Raw genomic sequence first — 22836 nt, 5'->3', positions numbered from 1 at the left:
GAGGCGAAAAAAAACGCCGGCCCGTGCAATGCACAGGCCGGCGTTTTTCGGTCAGCTCTGAAGCCCGTGGGGATCAGTGGCTCGACAGGTACGACGAGCGGGTCAGGCCCAGGCGCAGTGCGTCGAGGTACTGGGTACGCTCCTTGGCACTGATGCTGGCGCTGGCCACTTTGTCGCGGTAGTGGTTCATCAGCTCTTCAGGCGACAAGTGCACGTAGCGCAGCATGTCTTCGATGGTGTCATGGGTCTCGATACCGGCGTGGTACACGCTGCCGTCTTCGTTCTGGTAGATGTTCACCGAGTCGGTGTCACCGAACAGGTTGTGCATGTCACCGAGGATTTCCTGGTAAGCGCCCACCAGGAAGATCCCCAGCAGGTAGTCTTCACCTTCGTTCAGCCCGTGCACCGGCAGGCTGGTTTCGATGCTCTGCTCGTCGACGTATTGCTTGATCTTGCCGTCGGAGTCACAGGTCAGGTCTTGCAACACGGCGCGGCGCAGCGGCTCTTCGTTGAGACGATGCAGCGGCAGGATCGGCAGTACCTGGCCAATCGCCCAGGTGTCCGGCAGACTCTGGAACACCGAGAAGTTGCAGATGTACTTGTCGGCCAGCTTGTCGTTGAGCTCGTCCAGCACCTGACGGTGGGAACGCTGACGCGCTTTCAGCGAGTTGTGCAGGCGACGGCACACCGCGAAGTAGCACTGCTCGGCCAGGGCCTTTTCCGCCAGGGTGATTTTGCCATCAGCGTACTGGGCAGCGATATCGCTCATGTAGTGCGTGGCGCGCCAGTAGGTTTCGGTGACCATCTCAATGTCGGTCGGCCCCAGCAGGTCCACCAGCCATTGCACGGTTTCCGGCAGGCTTTCCTTGTTTTCGATCACCGGCACGTCGTCGTTGTGTTTCTCGACGTCGGTCACCTGCACCACCAGCATGGCGTGGTGGGCGGTCAGCGAGCGGCCGCTTTCCGAGAAGATGTGCGGGTGCGGCAGGCTCTGCGCATCGCAGAACTCTTTGAGCATACCCACAACCACACCGGCGTAATCGTCCATGTCGTAGTTGATCGAACTGGCATTGCGCGAGTGGGTACCGTCGTAATCCACGCCCAGACCGCCGCCCACGTCGATATGGTCAACCGGCAGGCCGAGGTTGCGCAGTTCGCCGTAATAGCGGATCGCTTCCTTGAAACCGTGCTGGTAGTCCGCCAGGTTGGCGATCTGCGAGCCCATATGGAAGTGCAGCAGGCGGATGCCCTGGTCCAGACCGGCCGCACGGAAGCGCTCAACCACCGACAGCAATTGCGCAGCAGAAAGGCCGAACTTGGATTTTTCACCGCCGGTGTCGGCCCACTTGCTCGACGCCAGGGACGACAGGCGCACGCGCAGGCCAACCTGTGGCTTGACCTTGAGCGAGGCCGCTTCTTCGATCACCAGGTCTACTTCGGATTCTTTCTCGATCACGATAAAGACGTTGTGACCCAGCTTCTGGCCCATCAGCGCCAGGCGGATGAACTCACGGTCCTTGTAACCATTGCAGACGATGGTGCCGCCCTTGGGCGCCAGGGCCAGCACGGCCAGCAGCTCGGGCTTGGAGCCGGCTTCAAGACCGATCGACACGTTCTTGGTAGCGATGATGTTTTCGATCACCGCTTCCTGCTGGTTAACCTTGATCGGGTACAGCGCGGTGTATTCGCTCTGGTATTCCAGGCGCGCGATGTTGGCATCGAATGCGCCGGTCAGCTGGCGTACACGGTCTTGCAGGATATCCGGGAAACGCACCAGCAACGGCAAGGACAAACCGCTGGTCTTGCGCAGCTCGTCGACCTGCTCGTACAAATCGATGGGCGAGCTGTTCGGGCCGTTCGGACGGACTTCTACGCGACCGGCTTCATTGATCGCGAAATACCCGGCCCCCCAATGGCGAATCCCGTAAACACTGCGGCTGTCCGCAACTGTCCATTGGCTGCCATCGTCTTTGCGTGTGCGTCGTACGGACATCGAAGTCCCCTATAAATAAGTCAAATAGCCCAGCCTGAAAGCAGGCTGGCGCAGTCTAAAGTGTGAACGTGACGATTAGTCAGACCCTGACAATAGCGCCGAGTTTAGAAACCGGTGATAACAGGCTCTGTGAAAACCATGGCGAGCACGCTCTGACCAGCCTTCGAGGGGCGCCAGAACGGCTGTGCGGTGGCTTTCACAGAGGCTGCTAGCCGCCGGACTTCTTGGCTTTGAAACCGTGCTTGACCAGCTCGGCCAGCAGCAGTTCGACGTGGTCGCCCTGGATCTCGATGATGCCGTCTTTCAACGCGCCACCGGTGCCGCAGCGTTTTTTCAACGTCGTGGCCAGTTCCTTGAGTGCGTCTTCAGCCAACGGCACGCCGGTAATGGTGGTCACCGTCTTGCCGCCACGGCCTTTGCTTTCGCGGCGCACACGGGCGATGCCATCACCTTCGGGGATCAGGGTTTGTTTGCAGGTACAGGCATCCACCGGCTGACGGCAGTCCGGACAGTGACGACCTGCGTCGGTGGAAAATACCAGGCCACCCAGGGCGGCGAAGGATGCGGCTTTTTTGGCCACCGGCAATCCTCATTCGGAGGACAAATAATTGGCCGGTGCCTGGCGCTGTTGCGCCAGGGTGTACCGACCGCGAAGCCCCACTCTGGCAGGGGCAGCGCAACTCAGGAGGGAAAACCGCCTGAGCCTGAAAAAGGTCGCGCAGTGTAACGACAAAATCGCTGCATCCCAATAGCCAATCGGCGGCATTTTTTAAAGCGCCAGCCACGAACTTGTGGGAGCGGGCTTGCTCGCGATGGGATCGCAGCGGTGCAACTGAAAAACCGGGTCGACTGAATCGCGAGCAAGCCCGCTCCCACAGGGGGAATCAACGTCAGCCCTGGGTCATATAACGCTTGAGCGCATCCAGTGAGTCAGGGCAGTAGTCCAGTTGCGTACTCAGGCGCAATGCCTCGGCCACCGGCATAAAGCACGCTTGCTGCACTTCCTCGGGCTGCACCTGCAACGGGCCGTCCCACACCGCTGAAAACACTGCGCACCACAGATGGTTTTGCGGAGCCTCGAAGTAAAAGCGCTCATGGGCCGTCAGCGGCACACCACTCACACCCAGTTCTTCGGCCAACTCACGGGCCGCCGATTCGGCGTAGGTTTCATTCACCCCGACCATGCCGCCCGCTGCCACATCCCAGAACCCCGGGTACAGCGCTTTGCTCAGGGTGCGTTGATGCACGCACAGCTCCCCGGCAGAGTTGAACAGCAAAATGAACGTACCCCGCCCGATCAGGCCGCGCTCGCGCAATTCATGACGGGGCAGGCCGCCCAGCAGGCGATCATCGCGATCCACCCAGGCAACTTGCTCGACATCAGAGGCCGCACGGTGTGCGGCCTCCAAGGCTGAAATGGCCATTGCTTAGCCTTGCGACAACAATTGACGCAAGTCCATGACCGCCGCGTTGGCGCGGGAAATATAGTTGGCCATGACCAGCGAATGGTTGGCCAGCACGCCATAGCCGCTGCCATTGAGGATCATCGGGCTCCAGACCGGTTCTTGCGCCGCTTCCAGCTCGCGAATGATCTGGCGCACGCTGACCGTGGCGTTCTTTTTCGCCAGCACATCGGCAAAGTCGACCTCAATGGCACGCAGCAAGTGTGACAGCGCCCAGGCCTGACCACGGGCTTCATAGAACACGTTGTCGATCTGCATCCACGGGGTTTCTACCACTTCTTCATCCACCACCGGCACCTGACCCGGTTGCAGGCTTTCGGTTTTCAGCGCGCTGTTGAGCTTGACCCGACCCACGCTGGCCGACAGGCGTTGCGACAGGGAGCCCAGACGGGTGCCGACATCACCCAACCAGTTGTTGAGGTTGTCGGCGCGGGCATAGAACAGGGCGTTTTTCTGATTCGGGTCAGACAGGCGTGCCTGATAACGGCTCAGGGAATTGATGCCTTCCTGGTATTCGGATTCGCTGGACGGCAGCATCCAGCTTTTGTTGTCGAAGTTGAAACGCGGCTCGGCCTTGGCCAGATCGGCATCTTCCGCAGACTGCGACTGTGAACGGGCGAAGTCTTTGCGCAGGGCGCGGGTCAGGTCGCGCACCTGCACCAGAACGCCGTATTCCCAGCTAGGGATGTTGTCCAGAAAAATGCCCGGTGGAAAACGGTCATTGGACAGGTAACCGCCCGGCTTGCTCAGCAATGTGCCGGCCACGGTCTTGAGGGTTTCGACGGTGGTGAAGCCAGGCACCATCTGCTTGCCTTCTTTTTCGGCCGCCAATTGCGCGTTTTGCTGCACCGGGAACAGATCCGGCTCCTGGCTCCAGTACCAGCCCAGACCCAGGTTCACCAGCACAAAAATCCCTACCAGCACCGCGATGGAACGGCTCAGCAGGATGCTCTTGAAATAGCCACGCGACTGTATTTTGGGCTCTTTGACCGATTCGCGGGCTGTGCCCTCACGTTTTTTCCAGTCCAGCATGGCTATATCCTTTCATATGCTTGATTCAACGGTTCGACCACAACCCTAACCCATCGTGCCTTGCATGCACGCTTTTTATCTCAGGGGGCCACTACGCCCGGCACTATAGAACAAGCGCACAGGTGATGGGCAATATGGCTGCCCGACAGTTAATTTCAAGGAGAAACTCGTAGATTTGCAATGAGCTGCTAGCATAGAGCCATCATTCGATTTCAGCATGCCTCCCTACCCAGCAGCCAGGTTATGACCGAGCAAGAAGATCCCAGTCGCGAGCGTCTGAAAAACCACTTTGCCCAGCGTGTCACCCACCAGGCCCGCCAGATCCTTGAGATCTGGCAACGTCTGCAGGCCAATGAGTGGTCGCCTGCCGGCCTGGCCGAGCTCGACGACGCCAATTTGCGCCTGCTGCGCTTTGCCGAGCGCTTCGAGCAACCGGAGCATACCGCGCTGGCGCGGGCCATCGGCCTGGCGCTGCAGGACATGGCCGCCAACCAGAGCCGCCTGAGCAGCTCGATCATCACCGAACTCAATCGCCTTATGCAGCGCCTGTCACGCACCGGCCTGCGTCAGGGCGACTTGATGGGAAATATCAACCTGCCACCGCTGCGCAAGCCGGTGTATATCCTGCTGCAAGACCTGCCGCGCGCCGACCGGCTAGCCAGGCAGCTGGAGTTTTTCGAGCTCAGCGCCCAGGCGATCAGCAGCCCGGCAGCATTTCGTCAGGCCATGGCCGAGCGTCATCCGGCCGCCATTGTGATGGACGTGGACTTTGCCAGCCCCGGTTTTGGCCTTGAACTGGCCGCCCAGGCCCAGGCCGGTCTTGAGCAAAAATTGCCGCTGCTGTTTTTCAGCCTGCATGAAACCGACACCCCGACCCGCCTTGCAGCGGTGCGCGCAGGCGGGCAGGCGTTTTTGACCGGCACCCTGGAAGCCTCCAGCCTGATGGAGAAAATCGAGGTGCTGACCTGTGTCGCCCAATATGAGCCCTACAAAGTGCTGATCATTGACGACTCCCGGGCCCAGGCGCTGCACACCGAGCGCCTGCTCAACAGCGCAGGCATTGTTACCCGCACCCTGATCGATCCGATCCAGGCGATGGCCGAGCTGGCAGACTTCCAGCCAGACCTGATCATCCTCGACATGTACATGCCCTCCTGTACCGGCACCGAGCTGGCCAAGGTCATCCGCCACAACGACCGCTACGTCAGCGTGCCAATCATTTATCTGTCGGCCGAAGACGATATGGACAAGCAGCTTGATGCCATGAGCGAGGGCGGCGATGACTTCCTGACCAAGCCAATCCAGCCGCGCCATCTGATCACCACCGTACGCAACCGTGCCGTGCGCGCCCGCCATCTCAAGGCGCGGATGGTGCGCGACAGCCTGACCGGGTTGTACAACCACACCCATATCCTGCAACTGCTCGAAGACTGCACCTTTCGCGCCCGCCGCGAGAACCGCCCCTTGAGCTTTGCCATGCTCGACCTCGATCACTTCAAGCACGTCAACGATGGCTACGGCCACCCCATGGGCGACCGGGTGATCAAGAGCCTGGCGCTGTTTCTCAAGCAGCGCCTGCGCAAAAGCGACTTTATTGGCCGCTACGGCGGCGAGGAATTCGCGATTGTGATGCCTGACACCGATCAAGAGTCGGCCTATAAGGTACTCAATCAGATTCGCCAGCGCTTTGCCGAAATCCACTACCCGGCCCAGCCCGCAGACCTGTCGTGCTCCTTCAGCGCAGGCGTGGTGCAGATGCAGGGCGAAGCCGACAGCCTGCAAATGGCCTCCCAGGCCGATGAGGCGCTGTACCGCGCCAAGAACAATGGGCGCAATCAGGTACAACCCTTTCACCAGACAAGGCCAATTGCCACTATTTGTCCCTGATCCCGAGTTTTCGTCACAACGCTGTAACTTAAGTGCAATAACTTTTGCCGCTTCTGACTGTGTAGTAGGCAAAATCCCACATGCGCCTCAAGCTGCTAACCAACCTCAACACGCTATTGCTGGTCGCCGTGTGCCTCGCGCTGGGTGCAACCTTGTGGTGGTCACAACAGGCCCTGGAACGCCCATTTTTGCTGATGGAACGCTACTTGAGCCTTTCGCAGCAGTTCCACAACACAGTGGCACGCAATATCGAGGACTACCTGGCCAGCGGTGACGCCCTGCGCCTGAGTGATGCCAACAGCGCCCTCGACACTCTCAAAAGCGAACTCACTCCTTTGCCGCCCGCACTGGCCGATGCACTGCGCCCCAGCCTGGAAAACCTCAGCACCTACAGCAATTCCGAACTGCTGGCCGCTGGCAAACTGGCCGGCGACCCCCAGGCCTTACTGCTACAGGCCGAACGCGAGCTGAGCGCCGGCCTGGAACAACTCGGCCAATATGCCAGTGACGCCACTTCCAACGAGGCCCGCGCTTATCTGCCCCTGCTGTTTACTGCCTCGCAACACCTGGCCAAGCTGTCCCTCGCCCGCGAAAAACTGGTCAGTAGCGGACGCAGTGAACTGGCCGGAGATGTGGAACGTGAGCTGGACAGCATTGAGCTCCAGGCCAGGCAAATCGACGCCCTGCCCCTGCTGGGCGTGAGCAGTAAAAGTGCCTCGGGCACCGATGATTTTGCCGCGATGATGGGCCTTGATCCCACCGAAACAACCCAAGCCGAAGATGCAGGAATTGCTCTCAAGCGCGAACTTAACAGCCTGCTAAGCCGCTACCCCGCAGAACTCAAGCGCACCCGGGATCAGATCGAACAACGCAGCCAGCTCAGCGCCGCCACCCACCTCAAGCTCAACGCCGTACAGCAGGCCATTGCCGGGCTGGAGCCCGTTGTGCGCGCCGAACACGGGCAAATCCAGAATGAAGTGCGGCTGATCCAGGGCCTGATGATTGGCCTTATCCTGTTGATCGCACTCCTGATCGACACCTTGCAGCGCAAACTGGCGCGGGTACTGACCTACCTTGCACCGCTGCTGTCGACCTGGGCCGAAGGTGATTTCAGCCGCGACATTCAATTGGGTAAAACCAACCGGGAATTGCGTGATATCGAGGCGTCACTAAACCGCCTGCGCAGCTATCTGGTGAACCTGGTGGGCACCTTGCGCCTGAATGCCGAGCAAGTGGCCGGCAGCAGCCGGACCCTGGCCGAGCTGAGCTCCGGACTGCATAGCGGCGCCGAGCGCCAGGCCGGCGATAGCGCACAAATCCGCGACGCGCTGGGTGAGCTGGAGGCCACCATTTCCCAGGTGGCGGGCGACGCCAGCCAGGCTGCCGATGCCAGCCGCAGTGCCGGCCTTGCGGTGGCCCAGGGGCAACGGGTGATTGGCCAGAGCCTGACCGGGCTGCATGCCCTGGTCGGTGAAGTACAAGGTAACGCGCAAACCATCGAACGCCTGGCCGAAGAGTCGGCCACCATCGGTGGCGTGTTGACGGTGATTCGATCGATTGCCGACCAGACCAACCTGCTGGCCCTGAATGCCGCTATCGAAGCGGCCCGCGCCGGTGAAATGGGCCGCGGCTTTGCCGTGGTCGCGGAAGAAGTGCGCTCGCTGGCACAGCGCACCGCAGGCGCGACCAACGAAATCCAGACCCTGATTGGCGGCCTGCAACTGGCCGCCCGCCAATCGGTTGAGGGCATCCGCGCACAAGTGACCCACGCCCGGGCCACCGCCCAGCAAGCCCAGGACGCAGATGGGGCACTGGATGAAATTGTCGGGGCGATTGCCACCATCTCCACTACCGCCGTACGCATCGCCGACGTTACCGCGCAGCAGACGGGGGCGGTCGGTGAGATCCGCGATCACGGTGAACGGATTCACGTACTGGGCGACGAAAACCTGCAACGTATCGGCATTGCCCGCGACCAAAGCCAGCAATTGCTCGAACTGGGCTCGCAGCTCAACACCGCGGTACAGGCCTTCCGGGTGTAACCCCGCACACCCTGTGGGAGCGGGCTTGCCCGCGATTGCATCACTGCGGTCATGCAGGCAGACCGTGCCGCCCGCATCGCGAGCAAGCCCGCTCCCACAACTTCCGCCTACAACAGGGGTTGCTGCACCCAATCCATGCACCGCGCTATCATGCCCGCACGTTTGCTTTGCGAGATTCCTATGCGCCGCCTGCTTTTGCTCCTGTGTCTGCTGTTTGCCGTGCCTGCCATGGGCGCGGGCTTGCTGGATAACCGCCCCAGCGCAACCCTGGGCGCCATCAACAACAGCAGCGACTTTCTGCCAGTACGCGAAGCCTTCAAGCTCAACCTCATCAGCAGCACACCCGAGTCGATCAAGCTGCGCTTCGTGCCCACCGAAGGCTATTACCTGTACCGGCACAAGTTCGCCTTCAAGACCGAACCCGCCGATATCGCCCTGGGCACCGCGCAACTGCCCCCCGGCGAAGCCAAACACGATGAGTACTTTGGCGATGTCGAGGTCTATCACGGGATTCTTGACGTCGATATCCCGCGCCCGGCCAAAGACCAGCGCCCCTTCACCCTGGTGGTCACCTACCAGGGCTGTGCCGACAAGGGCCTGTGCTACCCGCCGGAAACCGAGCGCCTGAGCATCGATGGCGGCACAGCCAGCAGCACCGGCGAACCGGCAACCGCGTGGAACTGGCGCGAACTGGCGCTGTTTTTCCTGGCCGGCCTGGGCCTGACATTTACTCCCTGCGTACTGCCGATGCTGCCGATTCTGTCGGGCGTGGTGTTGCGCGGCCAGGTGGGCGGGCTGCGCGGTTTCAGCCTGTCGCTGGCCTACGTGCTGCCGATGGCGGCCTGCTTTGCCCTGCTGGGCGCCTTGATGGGCATGTTCGGTGCGCAACTCAATTTGCAGGCACGTTTGCAATCGGTGTGGGTGCTGGTGCCTTTCGCGCTGTTCTTCGCCATTTTCGCCCTCGCCATGTTCGGTGTATTTGAACTTAAACTGCCGCAAGCCATCAGCAATCGCCTCGACCGTGTCGCCAATCGCACCCAGGGTGGCTCGCTGTGGGGCGCGGCGGTGCTGGGCGTGGTCTCCAGCCTGCTGGTTTCTCCTTGTGTATCGGCGCCGCTGGCCGGGGCGCTGCTGTACATCAGCGCCAGTGGCGATGCGCTGGGTGGCGGCTTGAAGCTGTTCGCCCTGGGCCTGGGGATGGGCGCACCGTTGCTGTTGGTCGCAACCGGTGGTGCGGCCTGGCTGCCAAAAAGCGGACCGTGGCTGGTCAGTGTGAAAAACGCGATTGGCGTACTGCTGCTCGGCCTGGCAATCGGCCTGCTCAGCCGCGTGCTGCCCGGGCCGGTCACGCTGCTGCTGATCGGCGCGCTGGCGGCGGGTGTCAGCTTGTTCCTTGGCACCCTCGAGTTCACCAGCAAAGCCCCGCGCCAGCGTCTGGCTCAACTGCTGGGCCTGTTTTTACTGGTCTATGCCCTGGCCTGCTGGTTTGGCGCCCTGAGCGGTCAGAGCGATCCGCTCAACCCCATCGGCCATTCCCAACCGGTTGCCAGCGCCGCAAATGGTTCTGCAGTACCAGCAGGCCAATGGCTCACTGTCAGCACCCCGGCCGAACTGGACAGCGCACTGGCCCAGGCCAAAGCCGCTGGGCAACCACTGTTGCTGGACTGGTACGCCGACTGGTGCATCAGTTGCAAAGTGATCGAACAAGAGGTGCTGAATAACCCCAGGGTGCTGGATCTGCTCAAGGGTTACCGACTGGTGCGTTTCGATATGACTGCCAGCAATGCCGAACAACGCGCCCTGCTCGATCACTACAAATTGTTCGGCCCTCCGGCACTGATGTTCTTCGGCAAGGAGGGAGCCGAAATAAGTGACCAACGGGTCATCGGCGAGATCAATGCCGCGGACTTCGCCGAACGTGTTGCGATCGCGAATGACCAGATCTAGAGCCTCAGTCACAAACTTTTCGCGAACATCGGTCATCGTGCTGGCTATTGCAGTTAACTGGACAGCGAATCCGCTTTTCGGCATAGTCGCCCGGCACTGACAACTGCACACAGATAATAAGGAACAGCAGATGGCGACTTTCCTGGTACTACACGGCCCCAACCTGAACCTGCTCGGCACCCGCGAGCCGGGCGTCTACGGCGCTACCACCCTGGCGCAAATCAATCAGGATCTGGAACAAAGGGCCCGTGATGCCGGCCACCATTTGCTCTACCTGCAAAGCAACGCCGAGTATGAATTGATCGACCGCGTACACGCTGCCCGCAACGAAGGGGTGGATTTTATTCTGATCAACCCGGCGGCTTTTACCCACACCAGCGTGGCATTACGTGACGCGCTGCTGGCGGTGAGCATCCCATTCATCGAAGTGCATTTGTCTAACGTGCACAAACGCGAACCTTTCCGCCATCACTCCTACTTCTCCGACGTTGCGGTAGGTGTGATCTGCGGCCTTGGCGCCAGCGGTTATCGACTGGCCTTGGAGGCCGCCCTGGAACAGCTTGAACTACAAGCTAAACGCCCCTGACCGACCCATTGGGAGTTGACGATTCATGGATATCCGTAAAGTTAAGAAACTGATCGAGCTGCTGGAAGAGTCCGGCATCGACGAGCTGGAAATCAAAGAAGGCGAAGAGTCCGTACGTATCAGCCGTCACAGCAAGACACCTGCCCAGCAGTACTACGCGCCAGCCCCAATGCAAGCGCCTGCTGCAGCGCCAGTGGCTGTTGCCCCGGTTGCCACCGTGACCGAAGCGCCTGCTGCACCGAAACTGAACGGTTTTGTGGTCAAGTCGCCAATGGTCGGTACCTTCTACCGCACCCCGGCGCCTACCTCGCCTGCCTTCGTTGAAGTGGGCCAGACCGTCAAGGTCGGCGACACCATTTGCATCGTGGAAGCGATGAAAATGATGAACCACATCACCGCCGAAAAAGCCGGTGTTATCGAATCCATCCTGGTAGAAAACGGTCAGCCGGTTGAATTCGACCAACCGCTGTTCACCATCGTTTGAACCACGGGGAGCCAACGATGTTGAAGCCTCAGAAGCTGGAAAAAGTCCTGATCGCCAACCGTGGCGAGATTGCTTTGCGCATCCTGCGGGCGTGCAAGGAAATGGGGATCAAGACTGTCGCTGTGTACTCCACTGCCGACAAAGAGCTGATGCACCTGGGCCTGGCAGACGAAACCGTCTGCATCGGTCCGGCACCGGCCAACCTGTCTTACCTGCACATTCCGGCCATCATCGCGGCCGCGGAAGTGACCGGTGCCACGGCGATTCACCCGGGCTACGGCTTTTTGGCTGAAAACGCCGACTTCGCCGAACAGGTCGAGAAATCCGGTTTTGCCTTCATCGGCCCGAAAGCCGACACCATTCGCCTGATGGGCGACAAGGTATCGGCCAAGCACGCCATGATCGCAGCAGGCGTTCCGACCGTTCCAGGTTCTGACGGCCCGCTGCCGGAAGACCCTGAAACCGCATTGCGCATTGGCCGTGAAGTCGGCTATCCGGTAATCATCAAGGCCGCTGGCGGCGGTGGTGGTCGCGGCATGCGCGTTGTGCACCGTGAAGAAGACCTGATCGAAGCTGCCAAGCAGACCCGCGAAGAAGCCGGCGCCTGGTTCAGCAACCCGATGGTCTATCTCGAGAAATACCTGACCAATCCGCGTCACGTGGAAGTTCAGGTCATTTCCGACGGCCAGGGCAATGCCATCCACCTGGGCGACCGCGATTGCTCGCTGCAACGTCGTCACCAGAAAGTGCTGGAAGAAGCTCCGGCACCGGGCATCGACGAAACCGCACGCGCCGAAGTTCTGGCACGTTGCGTACAGGCCTGTGTAGACATCAACTACCGCGGCGCGGGTACTTTCGAGTTCCTGTACGAGAACGGTCGTTTCTACTTCATCGAGATGAACACTCGTGTGCAAGTAGAGCACCCGGTGTCCGAAATGGTCACTGGCATCGACATCCTCAAAGAGATGTTGAGCATCGCAGCCGGCAACAAGCTGTCCTTCACCCAGGCTGACGTGAACATTCACGGTCACTCGCTGGAGTGCCGGATCAACGCGGAAGACCCGGCAACGTTCATGCCGAGCCCTGGCATGGTCAAGCACTTCCACGCTCCGGGCGGCAACGGCGTTCGCGTCGATTCGCACCTGTACAGCGGCTACAAGGTTCCGTCCAACTACGACTCCCTGATCGGCAAGCTGATCACCTGGGGCTCGACCCGTGACGAAGCCATGGCGCGCATGCGCAATGCCCTGGACGAAATCGTGGTCGACGGGATCAAAACCAACATCCCGTTGCACCGTGATCTGGTGAATGACGAAGGCTTCTGCAAAGGCGGCGTCAACATTCACTACCTGGAACACAAACTGGCTAACCAGTAAGTTTGTATTCTGATCAACAAAGCCGCTTTCGAGCGGCTTTGTTGTTTCTGCAAGGCAGGTAACTGCCCTTGTGGGAGCGGGCTTGCTCGCGATGGCCTCACACGGGCCAACCTGCCAGACCAGGTCGCCTGTATCGCGAGCAAGCCCGCTCCCACCAGGGATCCGTTGCATTCATCGTTTTTTGATTACCCCCCATGCCTACGCTCGCGTAAACTTGCGCGCTTCTCGCGGCCCGACCGGCTGCACACTCCAATTTTTCAAAGGTGCCCGCCATGCCTTGGCTGCAAGTACGCCTCGCCATCAGCCCGGAACAAGCCGAAACCTACGAAGACGCGTTCCTCGAAGTCGGTGCCGTTTCGGTTACGTTCATGGACGCCGAAGACCAACCGATCTTCGAACCTGAGCTCAACACCACCCCGCTGTGGTCGCACACCCATTTGCTGGCACTGTTCGAAGGCGGCACCGAAGCCGAACTCGCACTCTCCCATCTGGAACTGCTGACCGGTTCGCCACTGCCTGAGCATCACGCCGAAGTGATCGAAGACCAGGACTGGGAACGCAGCTGGATGGACAATTTCCACCCGATGCGTTTTGGCCAGCGCCTGTGGATCGTGCCAAGCTGGCACGCGGCTCCCGAGCCGGATGCCGTCAACCTGCTGCTCGATCCGGGCCTGGCTTTCGGCACCGGCACCCACCCGACCACCGCCCTGTGCCTGGAATGGCTGGACGGTCAGGACCTGAAAGACTGCAACGTACTGGACTTCGGCTGCGGCTCGGGCATCCTCGCCATCGCAGCCCTGTTGCTGGGAGCCAAGGAAGCCGTCGGCACCGATATCGACGTGCAGGCGCTGGAAGCCTCACGCGACAACGCCAACCGCAACGGCATCGACCCGGCCCTGTTCCCGCTGTACCTGCCGCAAGACATGCCACAAGTGCAGGCCGATGTCGTGGTCGCCAACATCCTCGCCGGCCCACTGGTTGCTTTGGCCCCGCAACTGTCGAGCCTGGTCAAACCGGGTGGTCGCCTGGCACTGTCGGGCATCCTCGCCGAACAGGGCGAAGAAGTGGCCGCCGCTTACGCCCAGGACTTCGATCTGGACCCGATTGCCAATCGCGATGGCTGGGTGCGCATCAGCGGCCGTCGGCGCTAGAATGAAACCATGCCCAATCCGGATGGCCGCATGAGCGATAGCTTCGTTACCCAGTGCCCACATTGCCAGACCAGTTTTCGCGTCAGCCACGCCCAATTGGGCATGGCGCGCGGTGTGGTGCGCTGTGGCGCCTGCCTGCAAGTGTTCAATGCCGCGCAGCAGCTGCTGAACCAGAGCACTGAAACAGGGCAGCCGCCCGCCGTGGAGATGCCCGTCGTCGCCGCGCCCGAAGTGATCGAACCTGCCCCTGTCGAAGTACCTGCCCCAACCGTGCCGGTCAACCCGGCACCGTGGCAGACCAGCACGATCGATCTCGACCATCTGGATCTGGACGAAGAACTGGCCAAGCTCGAAGAGCGTGAAATCCAGCCCAGCAAAAGCTTTGGCCAACCGCACAAGCCCAAAACCACGTCGCTAAGCGCTCGTCGCGAAACCTCTGACGCAGAAGAAGGTGAGTGGTCAGACAGCCTGTTCAGCGAATCTGCGGCAGACCGCGCCGAATCCGCCAAGGTTGCCGGGCAAGCCGCCGAGATTGCGCAAACCGGACGCACCGAGCCGTCATTGTCACTGGACCTCGATGAACCCGACGATACCCCGCCGCTTCAGCTTTCCCTGGACGACGACCTCGAACCGCCGCTGACAGGCGAACGACTGTCTGCCACCGAGGACGAGGACGACGCACTCCCTGAGCCTGCGCCCGTCAGCAAGGACAGACGCAAACGCAATGAACCGGCCATGGGCGAAGACCCGCTGATGGATCTGGTGGACGATCCGCTGCAGCTGGACTGGCAAAAACGCCGTACGCCCTGGGGCAAACGCCTGCTCTGGAGCTTGCTGGTACTCCTGGCCGCAGCCGCACTGGCCGGGCAGTACATTGCCAACCACTTCGACGAACTGGCACGCCAGGACCAGTACCGCCCGATCTTCCAGCAGCTGTGCCCGCAGATCGGCTGTACGGTGCCCTCCAAGGTCGATATCGACCGGATCAAGAGCAGCAATCTGGTGGTACGCAGCCATCCGGAATTCGCCGGTGCGCTGGTGGTGGATGCAATCCTCTACAATCGCGCACCGTTCTCTCAGCCCTTCCCGCTGCTGGAACTGCGATTTGCCGATCTCAACGGCAAAATGATCGCCAGTCGTCGGTTTAAACCTGGCGAATACCTCAGCGGTGACTTGGCCAAAGCCGAAATGCCACCGCAAACCCCTATCCACATTGCTCTGGACATCCTCGACCCGGGCCCCAAGGCCGTGAACTACAGCCTGAGTTTTCACTCGCCCGAATGAGCGGGTTTCGCACAAGTTGCTAGCTTTAAGCTGTAACCGACACGTTTAAAGCGCACCGGCTTGCCGCTTGACCCTTGAAACTTGCTGCTTATTGTTCAAAATTCACTCAATTGCAGCTTTAACCAGTCATCGAGAGCGGGTATCATGCCAACCCTTTTTCGAACTCCCAAGATCCGGCCCCACAACAGGGAAGTCCTATGTCGGCGGTACGCATCGGCCCATATACATTGAACAACGGTTTGATTCTCGCCCCCATGGCGGGTGTCACCGACCAGCCCTTTCGTCAGCTTTGCCGACGCATGGGTGCAGGCCTGGTTGTTTCGGAAATGGTCACCAGTGACATGAGTCTCTGGAACAGTCGCAAATCGCGCCTGCGCATGATTCACGACGGTGATCCCGAGCCACGCTCGGTACAGATCGCCGGCGGTGATGCGCAAATGCTGGCAGACGCCGCCAGAGCCAATGTGGAGCTGGGCGCACAGATTATTGATATCAACATGGGTTGCCCGGCAAAGAAGGTCTGCAACAAGGCCGCCGGCTCCGCGTTGCTGAAAGACGAAGCACTGGTAAACGAGATCCTGCAGGCCGTCGTGGCTGCGGTTGATGTGCCGGTTACCCTGAAGATCCGCACCGGCTGGGACCGGGACAACAAGAACGGCATCACGGTGGCAAAGATCGCCGAACAAGCCGGGATCAGCGCACTGGCGGTGCACGGCAGAACCCGTGCCGACCTGTACACCGGTGATGCCGAGTACGACACCATTGCCGCGATCAAGCAGGCCGTGTCGATACCGGTGTTTGCCAACGGCGATATCGATTCACCCCAAAAGGCCCTGCACGTGCTGAGCGCGACCGGGGCTGACGGACTGTTGATTGGCAGGGCGGCCCAGGGGCGGCCCTGGATTTTCCGCGAAGTCGATCACTTTCTGCGTACCGGGCAACTGCTGCCGGCACCGGAGATGATCGAAGTGGAACGTATTCTGCTAGAGCACCTGGCTGCATTGCACACCTTCTATGGGGAGGTGCTGGGCGTACGTATCGCCCGTAAGCATGTCGGGTGGTATCTGGCAACCTTGCCGGGCGCCAAGGAGTTTCGCGCCCACTTCAATCGTTTGGAAGATACGGAAGCACAATGCGCCAACGTTCAGGCGTTTTTCGCCGAACGACACAAGAGCCTGGTGACAGGGGACGAAGGATGGGTGGCCGCATGACGATGATGACCGAGACATTAGTGAGTGGAACAACGCCCGTGAGCGACAACGTCAACTTGAAACAGCACCTCAATACACCGAGCGAAGAAGGCCAGACCCTTCGCGGGAGTGTCGAGAAGGCGCTGCACAATTATTTCGCCCATCTGGAGGGCGCTGAAGTCACGGACGTCTACAACCTGGTACTTTCCGAAGTCGAGGCTCCCCTTCTCGAGTGCGTCATGAACTACGTCAAGGGCAACCAGACCAAGGCCTCCGAGCTGCTGGGCCTCAATCGCGGCACCTTGCGCAAAAAGCTCAAACAGTACGATCTGCTGTAAGCATTCAATCAAACCTGAAAGGCGTCCTGATAAAACAGGCCGCCTTTTTTGCTGACTCCTTTGCTTTTGATGGAAATCGAGATGACCGATCAGACTACCCGCCTGCCGATCCGCCGCGCTCTAATCAGCGTTTCCGACAAAACCGGAATCCTTGATTTCGCCCGTGAACTGGAAGCCCTCGGCGTCGAGATCCTGTCCACTGGCGGTACCTTCAAGCTGCTGCAAGACAACGGTGTGGCCGCTGTTGAAGTCGCGGACTACACCGGCTTTGCAGAAATGATGGACGGTCGGGTGAAAACCCTGCATCCGAAAATCCACGGCGGCATCCTGGGCCGTCGCGGCATCGACGACGACATCATGAACGAGCACGGCATCAAGCCGATCGACCTGGTCGCGGTCAACCTCTACCCGTTCGAAGCCACCATCTCCAAACCAGGTTGCGACCTGCCGACCGCCATCGAGAACATCGATATCGGTGGCCCGACCATGGTTCGCTCGGCAGCGAAAAACCACAAAGACGTGGCCATCGTGGTCAATGCCAGCGACTACGCCAATGTTCTGGAAAACCTCAAGGCCGGCGGCCTGACCTACGCGCAGCGTTTCGACCTGATGCTCAAGGCCTTCGAACACACTGCCGCCTACGACGGCATGATCGCCAACTACCTGGGCACCGTGAACCAGGCCGCTGAAACACTGAGCACCGAAGACCGCGGCCTGTTCCCGCGCACCTTCAACAGCCAGTTCATCAAGGCCCAGGAAATGCGCTACGGCGAGAACCCGCACCAGAAAGCGGCGTTCTACGTTGAAGCCAAGCCGACCGAAGTCAGCATTGCCACTGCAACCCAGCTGCAAGGCAAGGAACTGTCGTTCAACAACGTGGCCGATACCGATGCCGCGCTGGAATGTGTAAAAAGCTTTGTCAAACCGGCATGCGTCATCGTCAAGCACGCCAACCCGTGCGGCGTTGCCGTCAGCCCGGACGCCGAAGGCGGCATTCGCCAGGCCTACGAGCTGGCATACGCCACGGATACCGAGTCGGCTTTCGGCGGCATTATCGCTTTCAACCGTGAGCTGGACGCCGAAACGGCCAAGGCCATTGTCGAGCGTCAGTTCGTTGAAGTGATCATCGCCCCGTCCGTGAGCGAAGAAGCCCGCGCCATCGTGGCCGCCAAAGCCAACGTGCGCCTGCTGGCCTGCGGCCAGTGGAGCGAAGATCGCGCCCCGGCCTGGGACTTCAAACGCGTTAACGGCGGTTTGCTGGTACAGAGCCGCGACATCGAGATGATCGGCAGCGAAGACCTGAAAGTCGTGACCAAGCGCGCCCCGAGCGAGCAAGAGATCAACGACCTGATCTTTGCCTGGAAAGTGGCCAAGTACGTAAAATCCAACGCCATTGTTTACGCCAAGGGTCGTCAGACCATCGGTGTCGGCGCAGGCCAGATGAGCCGCGTAAACTCGGCCCGTATCGCTGCGATCAAGGCTGAACACGCCGGCCTGCAAGTGCAGGGCGCGGTCATGGCATCGGACGCATTCTTCCCGTTCCGTGACGGCATCGACAACGCAGCCAAAGCCGGTATCACTGCCGTGATCCAGCCAGGCGGCTCGATGCGTGACAACGAAGTGATTGCAGCCGCTGACGAAGCGGGCATTGCCATGGTGTTCACCGGCATGCGCCACTTCCGTCACTAACAGCACGATCCCATGTAGGCACCGGCTTTTGTGGGAGCTGACTTGCCTGCGACAGCAACACCTCGGTAGTGTCTGAAACACCGAGGTGCCTGTATCGCGGGCAAGCCCGGCTCCCACAAAAGCCCGGCCTTCAGGCACCTCAGCGGTGCTCATCAGAATTCAGCGTCATCCGAGGTTTTTGAAATGAATGTTTTGATCATTGGCAGCGGTGGCCGCGAACACGCACTGGCCTGGAAAGTAGCTCAGGACCCACGTGTCGCCAAAGTATTCGTTGCCCCGGGCAACGCCGGCACCGCCATTGAAGCCAAATGCGAGAACGTCGCCATCGACGTGCTGGCCCTTGAGCAACTGGCAGATTTTGCCGAGAAAAACGTTTCCCTGACCATCGTGGGCCCGGAAGTCCCGCTGGTTGCCGGTGTGGTTGACCTGTTCCGCTCCCGTGGCCTGGACTGCTTCGGCCCGACCGCTGGCGCTGCCCAGCTGGAAGGCTCCAAGGCCTTCACCAAAGACTTCCTGGCGCGTCACAAGATCCCGACAGCCGACTACCAGAACTTCACCGAAATCGAACCGGCTCTGGCTTACCTGCAGAAAGTCGGCGCGCCGATCGTGATCAAGGCTGACGGCCTGGCTGCCGGCAAAGGCGTTATCGTCGCCATGACCCTGGCCGAAGCCGAAGATGCCGTGCGTGACATGCTCGCAGGCAACGCCTTTGGCGAAGCCGGCTCGCGCGTGGTGATCGAAGAGTTCCTCGACGGCGAAGAAGCCAGCTTTATCGTGATGGTCGACGGCAAGAACGTATTGCCGATGGCCACCAGCCAGGACCACAAGCGTGTCGGCGACGGCGACACCGGCCCGAACACCGGAGGCATGGGCGCTTACTCTCCTGCCCCGGTGGTCACCGCTGACGTTCATCAGCGCGTCATGGACCTGGTCATCTGGCCAACCGTGCGTGGCATGGCCGAAGAAGGCAACGTCTACACCGGTTTCCTGTACGCAGGGCTGATGATCGACAAGGCCGGTAACCCGAAAGTGATCGAGTTCAACTGCCGCTTCGGCGATCCGGAAACCCAACCGGTGATGCTGCGCCTGCAATCGAGCCTGGTACTGCTGGTTGAAGCGGCTCTGGCTCAAGCGCTGGACAAGGTTGAAGCGCAATGGGATCCGCGCCCGAGCCTGGGTATCGTGCTTGCCGCCGGCGGCTACCCTGGCGATTACGCCAAAGGTACTGTCATCCAGGGTCTGGACGCAGCCGCCAAGCTGGAAGGCAAAGTGTTCCATGCCGGCACTGCACTCAATCAAGCCGGTGAGGTGGTGACCTCGGGGGGTCGCGTGTTGTGCGCAACCGCCATGGGCGACACCGTAGAAGCGGCACAGCACAAGGCTTACGAGCTGGCCAAGGCCATCGAGTGGGAGGGTTGCTTCTACCGTAACGATATCGGCTACCGTGCCATTGCTCGCGAACGTGGTGAACCTCAGGAGTAAACACTCCATACGGATAGGCGGGGCGTCTGCGCCCTTGCCTAACCGTTCCAGGCCCGCGCATAGTTACCGTCTAGCTTCAATCCATGAAGGGATTTCGCCGTGCGCTGGCTCAGGATCGCCATAGCTTTTACCGCCGCCCTACTGGCCACTGTGCTTGGCATGATGCCTGCGCAAGCCGCTACAGCGACCAGTTGGTCTGTTCTGTCAGACCCGCAGGCCAGCCTGCAACTGAGCGATGTACGCTCCCCTCGCCTGTCCAGCCAGTTCAGCCCTGTCGACCTTGACCGCATTGGTGCTGCTGAACCCGGCGAAGCCTTGTGGCTGCGCGTACGCCTGCAACCCGACAAGCACGAGCAGATCCTGCGGCTGTTTGCCCCTGACCTGGCGCGCCTGGACATGTATGTATTCGATGATCAAAAACTGATCAGCGAAATCAACACCGGCTCGGCATTGCCCACCAACCGCAAACCGGTGCCCAGCAGTGACTACCTGCTGCCCCTGCCGCAAAGCGCCGAACCGCTGGATGTTTACCTGCGCATGGTCTCTGACCACCAGCTGCGCCCCCACATTACTCTCGACACTGCCGTGATGCTGGCCGCCAGCCAGAGCAAGCCCCTGCTCTATGGCCTGTTGCTGGGCTGCATGACGATGCTGTTGCTGCACAACATTGTGCGCTTTGCCTTCAGCCGCTCACCCAGCAGCCTGTGGCTGGCGATCTGCGAAGCATTGCTCATGGCCAGTTCAGTGTTGTTCCTGAACCTGCTCGACCCCTGGCTGGGGCAGTGGCACAGCCTGCAAACCCCGGGCGCCTACCTGACACTGCTGCTGACCGCGCCGTGCGGGCTGATGTTCACCTATAGTTTTTTCGCGAGTCGCGGTGCCCATCGGCTGCTCAAACTGCTGCTGCTGGACATTCTTATTATCGCCCTCGGTGGCCTGTTGCTGCTGTTTATCGACAACCTGCCGCTAAACCTCATTACCTATGCCCTGGTCGGACTGGCAAGTGTCAGCATTCTGGCCGTATCGGTTTACCACTGGCAAAAGGGCTACAAACCGGCACGCATGTTTGCCATGGCGATGGTGATTTTCAATATCGGCACCCTGGTGATTCTCCCGGCGCTGCTGGGCCTGACCCTCATCGCACCGCAGGAGCTGGTGCTGGCGCTGATGTGCGTGGTGTGCATCAGCGGCTTGCTGATGAGCTTCGCCCTGAGCGAACGCAACCGCAGCATCACCCAGGCCCAGTTCAGCATCAGCCGCGAACTGGCGGCCAGCACGGCCGAAGTCAATGCCAAGGCCGAGTTCCTGTCCAAGATCAGCCATGAAATCCGCACCCCCATGAACGGCGTGCTGGGCATGACCGAGCTGCTGCTGGGCACACCGCTTTCGGTCAAGCAGCGCGACTACGTACAGACCATCCACAGCGCCGGTAATGAGCTGCTGACGCTGATCAACGAAATCCTCGACATCTCCAAGCTTGAGTCAGGGCAGATCGAACTGGATGACGTGCAGTTCGACCTCAATGCCCTGATCGAGGATTGCCTGAGCATCTTCCGCACCAAGGCCGAACAGCAGAACGTCGAACTCATCAGCTTTATCCAGCCACAAGTGCCACGGGTGATCAGCGGCGACCCCACACGCTTGCGCCAGACCCTGCTCAGCCTGCTCGAAAGCTCCCTGAAAAAGACCGACGAGGGTGAGATCCTGATCGTCGTGGCCCTTGAGGAGCGCAATGGCCCGCCACGCTTGCGCATTGCCATCCAGGACTCCGGCCAGCCGATGGATGAGCAGGAGCGTGACGCCCTGTTGCACGCCGAACTGCACAGCAAGAACTTCCTTGCCGCCACCCGCCTGGGCGGCCACCTGGGGCTGGTGATCGCCCGCCAGCTGATCATGCTGATGGGCGGCGAATTCGGCATAAAGTCCGGTCAAACCACCGGCAGCAACCTGTGGCTGACCCTGCCCCTGGACCCGCAACACCTGGAACACCCCACCTCGGACCTCGACAGCCCGCTCAAAGGCGCGCGGGTACTGGTGGTGGACGACAACGACACCTGCCGCAAAGTGCTGGTGCAGCAATGCTCCGCCTGGGGCTTGAATGTCAGCGCCGCCGCCTCGGGCAAGGAAGCCCTGGCCTTGCTGCGCACCAAGGCGCACTTGCGAGACTACTTCGACATCGTCCTGCTGGACCAGAACATGCCCGGCATGACCGGCATGCAACTGGCCGCCAAGATCAAGGAAGACCCGAGCCTGAACCACGACATCCTGCTGGTCATGCTCACCGGTATCAGTAATGCCCCTAGCAAGATCATTGCGCGTAACTGCGGGATCAAGCGCATCCTCGCCAAGCCGGTGGCCGGCTACACCCTCAAGACCACCCTGGCGGACGAACTGACCCAGCGCAACAAAGGCCATGCCGCCGCACAAACCACCGCCAATGGCCCCGCTGCCGTTGCGGTCTCCGTGCCCGGCGACTTCCGCATTCTGGTGGCCGAAGACAACAACATCTCGACCAAGGTTATCCGCGGCATGCTGGGCAAGCTCAACCTGAACCCGGACACGGCCTGCAATGGTGCCGAAGCGCTCAAGGCGATGAAGACCCAGCGCTATGACCTGGTGCTGATGGACTGTGAGATGCCGGTACTCGACGGGTTTTCCGCCACCGAGCAGTTGCGCGCCTGGGAAGTCAGCCACCAGCGGGTACGAACTCCGGTTGTCGCCCTGACCGCCCACATCCTTACCGAACACAAGGAACGCGCCCGGCAGGCCGGTATGGACGGGCATATGTCCAAACCCGTGGAACTGTCGCAACTGCGCGAACTGGTGGAGTTTTGGGTCGAACAACGTGAGCTGCGTCAATCCCGTACGCAACTGTCCTAACAGACAGCCAAT

General features: G+C 60.5%; 17 protein-coding genes. 13 read left to right on the top strand and 4 right to left on the bottom strand.

All coding sequences use genetic code 11. From position 1 onward, the window contains the following. Positions 1–73 precede the first annotated feature (73 nt). The 4 genes from speA to FHL07_RS15330 form a co-directional block, all read right to left on the bottom strand. Positions 74–1993 (bottom strand): arginine decarboxylase, encoded by a 1920-nt coding sequence (gene speA / locus FHL07_RS15345; protein WP_095001036.1) that lies wholly within the window; start codon positions 1991–1993, stop codon positions 74–76. A gap of 208 nt (positions 1994–2201) precedes the next feature. Next, entirely contained in the window at positions 2202–2573 is a 372-nt protein-coding gene (locus FHL07_RS15340) for a translation initiation factor Sui1 (RefSeq protein ID WP_016783399.1), read from the bottom strand. A 310-nt stretch (positions 2574–2883) separates the two neighbouring features. Then, positions 2884–3417 (bottom strand): NUDIX hydrolase, encoded by a 534-nt coding sequence (locus FHL07_RS15335; RefSeq protein ID WP_095001035.1) that lies wholly within the window; start codon positions 3415–3417, stop codon positions 2884–2886. 3 nt (positions 3418–3420) lie between these two features. Continuing rightward, on the bottom strand, positions 3421–4488 hold the full coding sequence (locus FHL07_RS15330; protein WP_095001034.1) for a DUF2333 family protein: 1068 nt from the start codon (positions 4486–4488) through the stop codon (positions 3421–3423). Positions 4489–4731: 243 nt separating this feature from the next. On the opposite strand from FHL07_RS15330, the gene FHL07_RS15325 reads away from it, so the two are divergent. The 13 genes from FHL07_RS15325 to FHL07_RS15265 all read left to right on the top strand — a co-directional run bounded on the left by FHL07_RS15325 (position 4732) and on the right by FHL07_RS15265 (position 22824). Beyond that, positions 4732–6375: a response regulator gene (locus FHL07_RS15325; RefSeq protein WP_095001033.1), complete on the top strand. Its 1644-nt coding sequence runs from the start codon at positions 4732–4734 to the stop codon at positions 6373–6375. 80 nt (positions 6376–6455) lie between these two features. Next, positions 6456–8417, top strand: coding sequence for a methyl-accepting chemotaxis protein (locus FHL07_RS15320; RefSeq protein ID WP_095024469.1), 1962 nt, complete (start codon positions 6456–6458; stop codon positions 8415–8417). A 180-nt stretch (positions 8418–8597) separates the two neighbouring features. Continuing rightward, positions 8598–10364 carry a protein-disulfide reductase DsbD gene (locus FHL07_RS15315; RefSeq protein ID WP_138738651.1) on the top strand — a complete coding sequence of 589 codons (1767 nt, stop codon included), beginning with the start codon at positions 8598–8600 and terminating at the stop codon, positions 10362–10364. 130 nt (positions 10365–10494) lie between these two features. Then, on the top strand, positions 10495–10950 hold the full coding sequence (gene aroQ, locus FHL07_RS15310; RefSeq protein WP_048360251.1) for a type II 3-dehydroquinate dehydratase: 456 nt from the start codon (positions 10495–10497) through the stop codon (positions 10948–10950). 25 nt (positions 10951–10975) lie between these two features. Continuing rightward, on the top strand, positions 10976–11434 hold the full coding sequence (gene accB, locus FHL07_RS15305; RefSeq protein ID WP_095001030.1) for an acetyl-CoA carboxylase biotin carboxyl carrier protein: 459 nt from the start codon (positions 10976–10978) through the stop codon (positions 11432–11434). 17 nt (positions 11435–11451) lie between these two features. After that, on the top strand, positions 11452–12810 hold the full coding sequence (gene accC, locus FHL07_RS15300; protein WP_095001029.1) for an acetyl-CoA carboxylase biotin carboxylase subunit: 1359 nt from the start codon (positions 11452–11454) through the stop codon (positions 12808–12810). Between the two features lie 272 nt (positions 12811–13082). Next, positions 13083–13961 (top strand): 50S ribosomal protein L11 methyltransferase, encoded by an 879-nt coding sequence (gene prmA / locus FHL07_RS15295; protein WP_138738650.1) that lies wholly within the window; start codon positions 13083–13085, stop codon positions 13959–13961. A gap of 30 nt (positions 13962–13991) precedes the next feature. Then, the gene (locus FHL07_RS15290; RefSeq protein WP_095020836.1) at positions 13992–15245 is read left to right on the top strand and encodes a DUF3426 domain-containing protein; all 1254 of its coding nucleotides are present in this window, start codon (positions 13992–13994) and stop codon (positions 15243–15245) included. Between the two features lie 197 nt (positions 15246–15442). Then, the gene (dusB, locus tag FHL07_RS15285) at positions 15443–16456 is read left to right on the top strand and encodes a tRNA dihydrouridine synthase DusB (protein ID WP_095020812.1); all 1014 of its coding nucleotides are present in this window, start codon (positions 15443–15445) and stop codon (positions 16454–16456) included. Beyond that, positions 16453–16773: a DNA-binding transcriptional regulator Fis gene (fis, locus tag FHL07_RS15280; RefSeq protein ID WP_003439210.1), complete on the top strand. Its 321-nt coding sequence runs from the start codon at positions 16453–16455 to the stop codon at positions 16771–16773. The genes dusB and fis overlap by 4 nt, the downstream gene beginning before the upstream one ends. Before the next feature lie 81 nt (positions 16774–16854). Beyond that, the gene (gene purH, locus FHL07_RS15275; RefSeq protein WP_095019746.1) at positions 16855–18462 is read left to right on the top strand and encodes a bifunctional phosphoribosylaminoimidazolecarboxamide formyltransferase/IMP cyclohydrolase; all 1608 of its coding nucleotides are present in this window, start codon (positions 16855–16857) and stop codon (positions 18460–18462) included. Between the two features lie 183 nt (positions 18463–18645). Next, positions 18646–19944 (top strand): phosphoribosylamine--glycine ligase, encoded by a 1299-nt coding sequence (gene purD, locus FHL07_RS15270; protein WP_095001025.1) that lies wholly within the window; start codon positions 18646–18648, stop codon positions 19942–19944. A 99-nt stretch (positions 19945–20043) separates the two neighbouring features. Beyond that, a complete protein-coding gene (locus tag FHL07_RS15265; protein ID WP_095001024.1) occupies positions 20044–22824 on the top strand; it encodes a hybrid sensor histidine kinase/response regulator in 2781 nt (926 codons plus the stop codon). Positions 22825–22836: the final 12 nt, after the last annotated feature.

It is taken from the genome of Pseudomonas sp. FSL W7-0098, assembly GCF_005930585.1.
GTDB lineage: Bacteria > Pseudomonadota > Gammaproteobacteria > Pseudomonadales > Pseudomonadaceae > Aquipseudomonas > Aquipseudomonas bubulae.
The sequence above is the reverse complement of the archived record's forward strand: the minus strand, read 5'-3'. Positions and strand labels throughout refer to the sequence as shown.

Excerpts from the sequence above, each read along its gene's own strand:
- speA (WP_095001036.1), bottom strand. The coding sequence starts at position 1,993 with ATGTCCGTACGACGCACACGCAAAGACGATGGCAGCCAATGGACAGTT.
- FHL07_RS15335 (WP_095001035.1), bottom strand. The coding sequence starts at position 3,417 with ATGGCCATTTCAGCCTTGGAGGCCGCACACCGTGCGGCCTCTGATGTC.
- FHL07_RS15330 (WP_095001034.1), bottom strand. The coding sequence starts at position 4,488 with ATGCTGGACTGGAAAAAACGTGAGGGCACAGCCCGCGAATCGGTCAAA.
- FHL07_RS15325 (WP_095001033.1), top strand. The coding sequence starts at position 4,732 with ATGACCGAGCAAGAAGATCCCAGTCGCGAGCGTCTGAAAAACCACTTT.
- FHL07_RS15320 (WP_095024469.1), top strand. The coding sequence starts at position 6,456 with ATGCGCCTCAAGCTGCTAACCAACCTCAACACGCTATTGCTGGTCGCC.
- FHL07_RS15315 (WP_138738651.1), top strand. The coding sequence starts at position 8,598 with ATGCGCCGCCTGCTTTTGCTCCTGTGTCTGCTGTTTGCCGTGCCTGCC.
- aroQ (WP_048360251.1), top strand. The coding sequence starts at position 10,495 with ATGGCGACTTTCCTGGTACTACACGGCCCCAACCTGAACCTGCTCGGC.
- accB (WP_095001030.1), top strand. The coding sequence starts at position 10,976 with ATGGATATCCGTAAAGTTAAGAAACTGATCGAGCTGCTGGAAGAGTCC.
- accC (WP_095001029.1), top strand. The coding sequence starts at position 11,452 with ATGTTGAAGCCTCAGAAGCTGGAAAAAGTCCTGATCGCCAACCGTGGC.
- prmA (WP_138738650.1), top strand. The coding sequence starts at position 13,083 with ATGCCTTGGCTGCAAGTACGCCTCGCCATCAGCCCGGAACAAGCCGAA.
- FHL07_RS15290 (WP_095020836.1), top strand. The coding sequence starts at position 13,992 with ATGAGCGATAGCTTCGTTACCCAGTGCCCACATTGCCAGACCAGTTTT.
- dusB (WP_095020812.1), top strand. The coding sequence starts at position 15,443 with ATGTCGGCGGTACGCATCGGCCCATATACATTGAACAACGGTTTGATT.
- fis (WP_003439210.1), top strand. The coding sequence starts at position 16,453 with ATGACGATGATGACCGAGACATTAGTGAGTGGAACAACGCCCGTGAGC.
- purH (WP_095019746.1), top strand. The coding sequence starts at position 16,855 with ATGACCGATCAGACTACCCGCCTGCCGATCCGCCGCGCTCTAATCAGC.
- purD (WP_095001025.1), top strand. The coding sequence starts at position 18,646 with ATGAATGTTTTGATCATTGGCAGCGGTGGCCGCGAACACGCACTGGCC.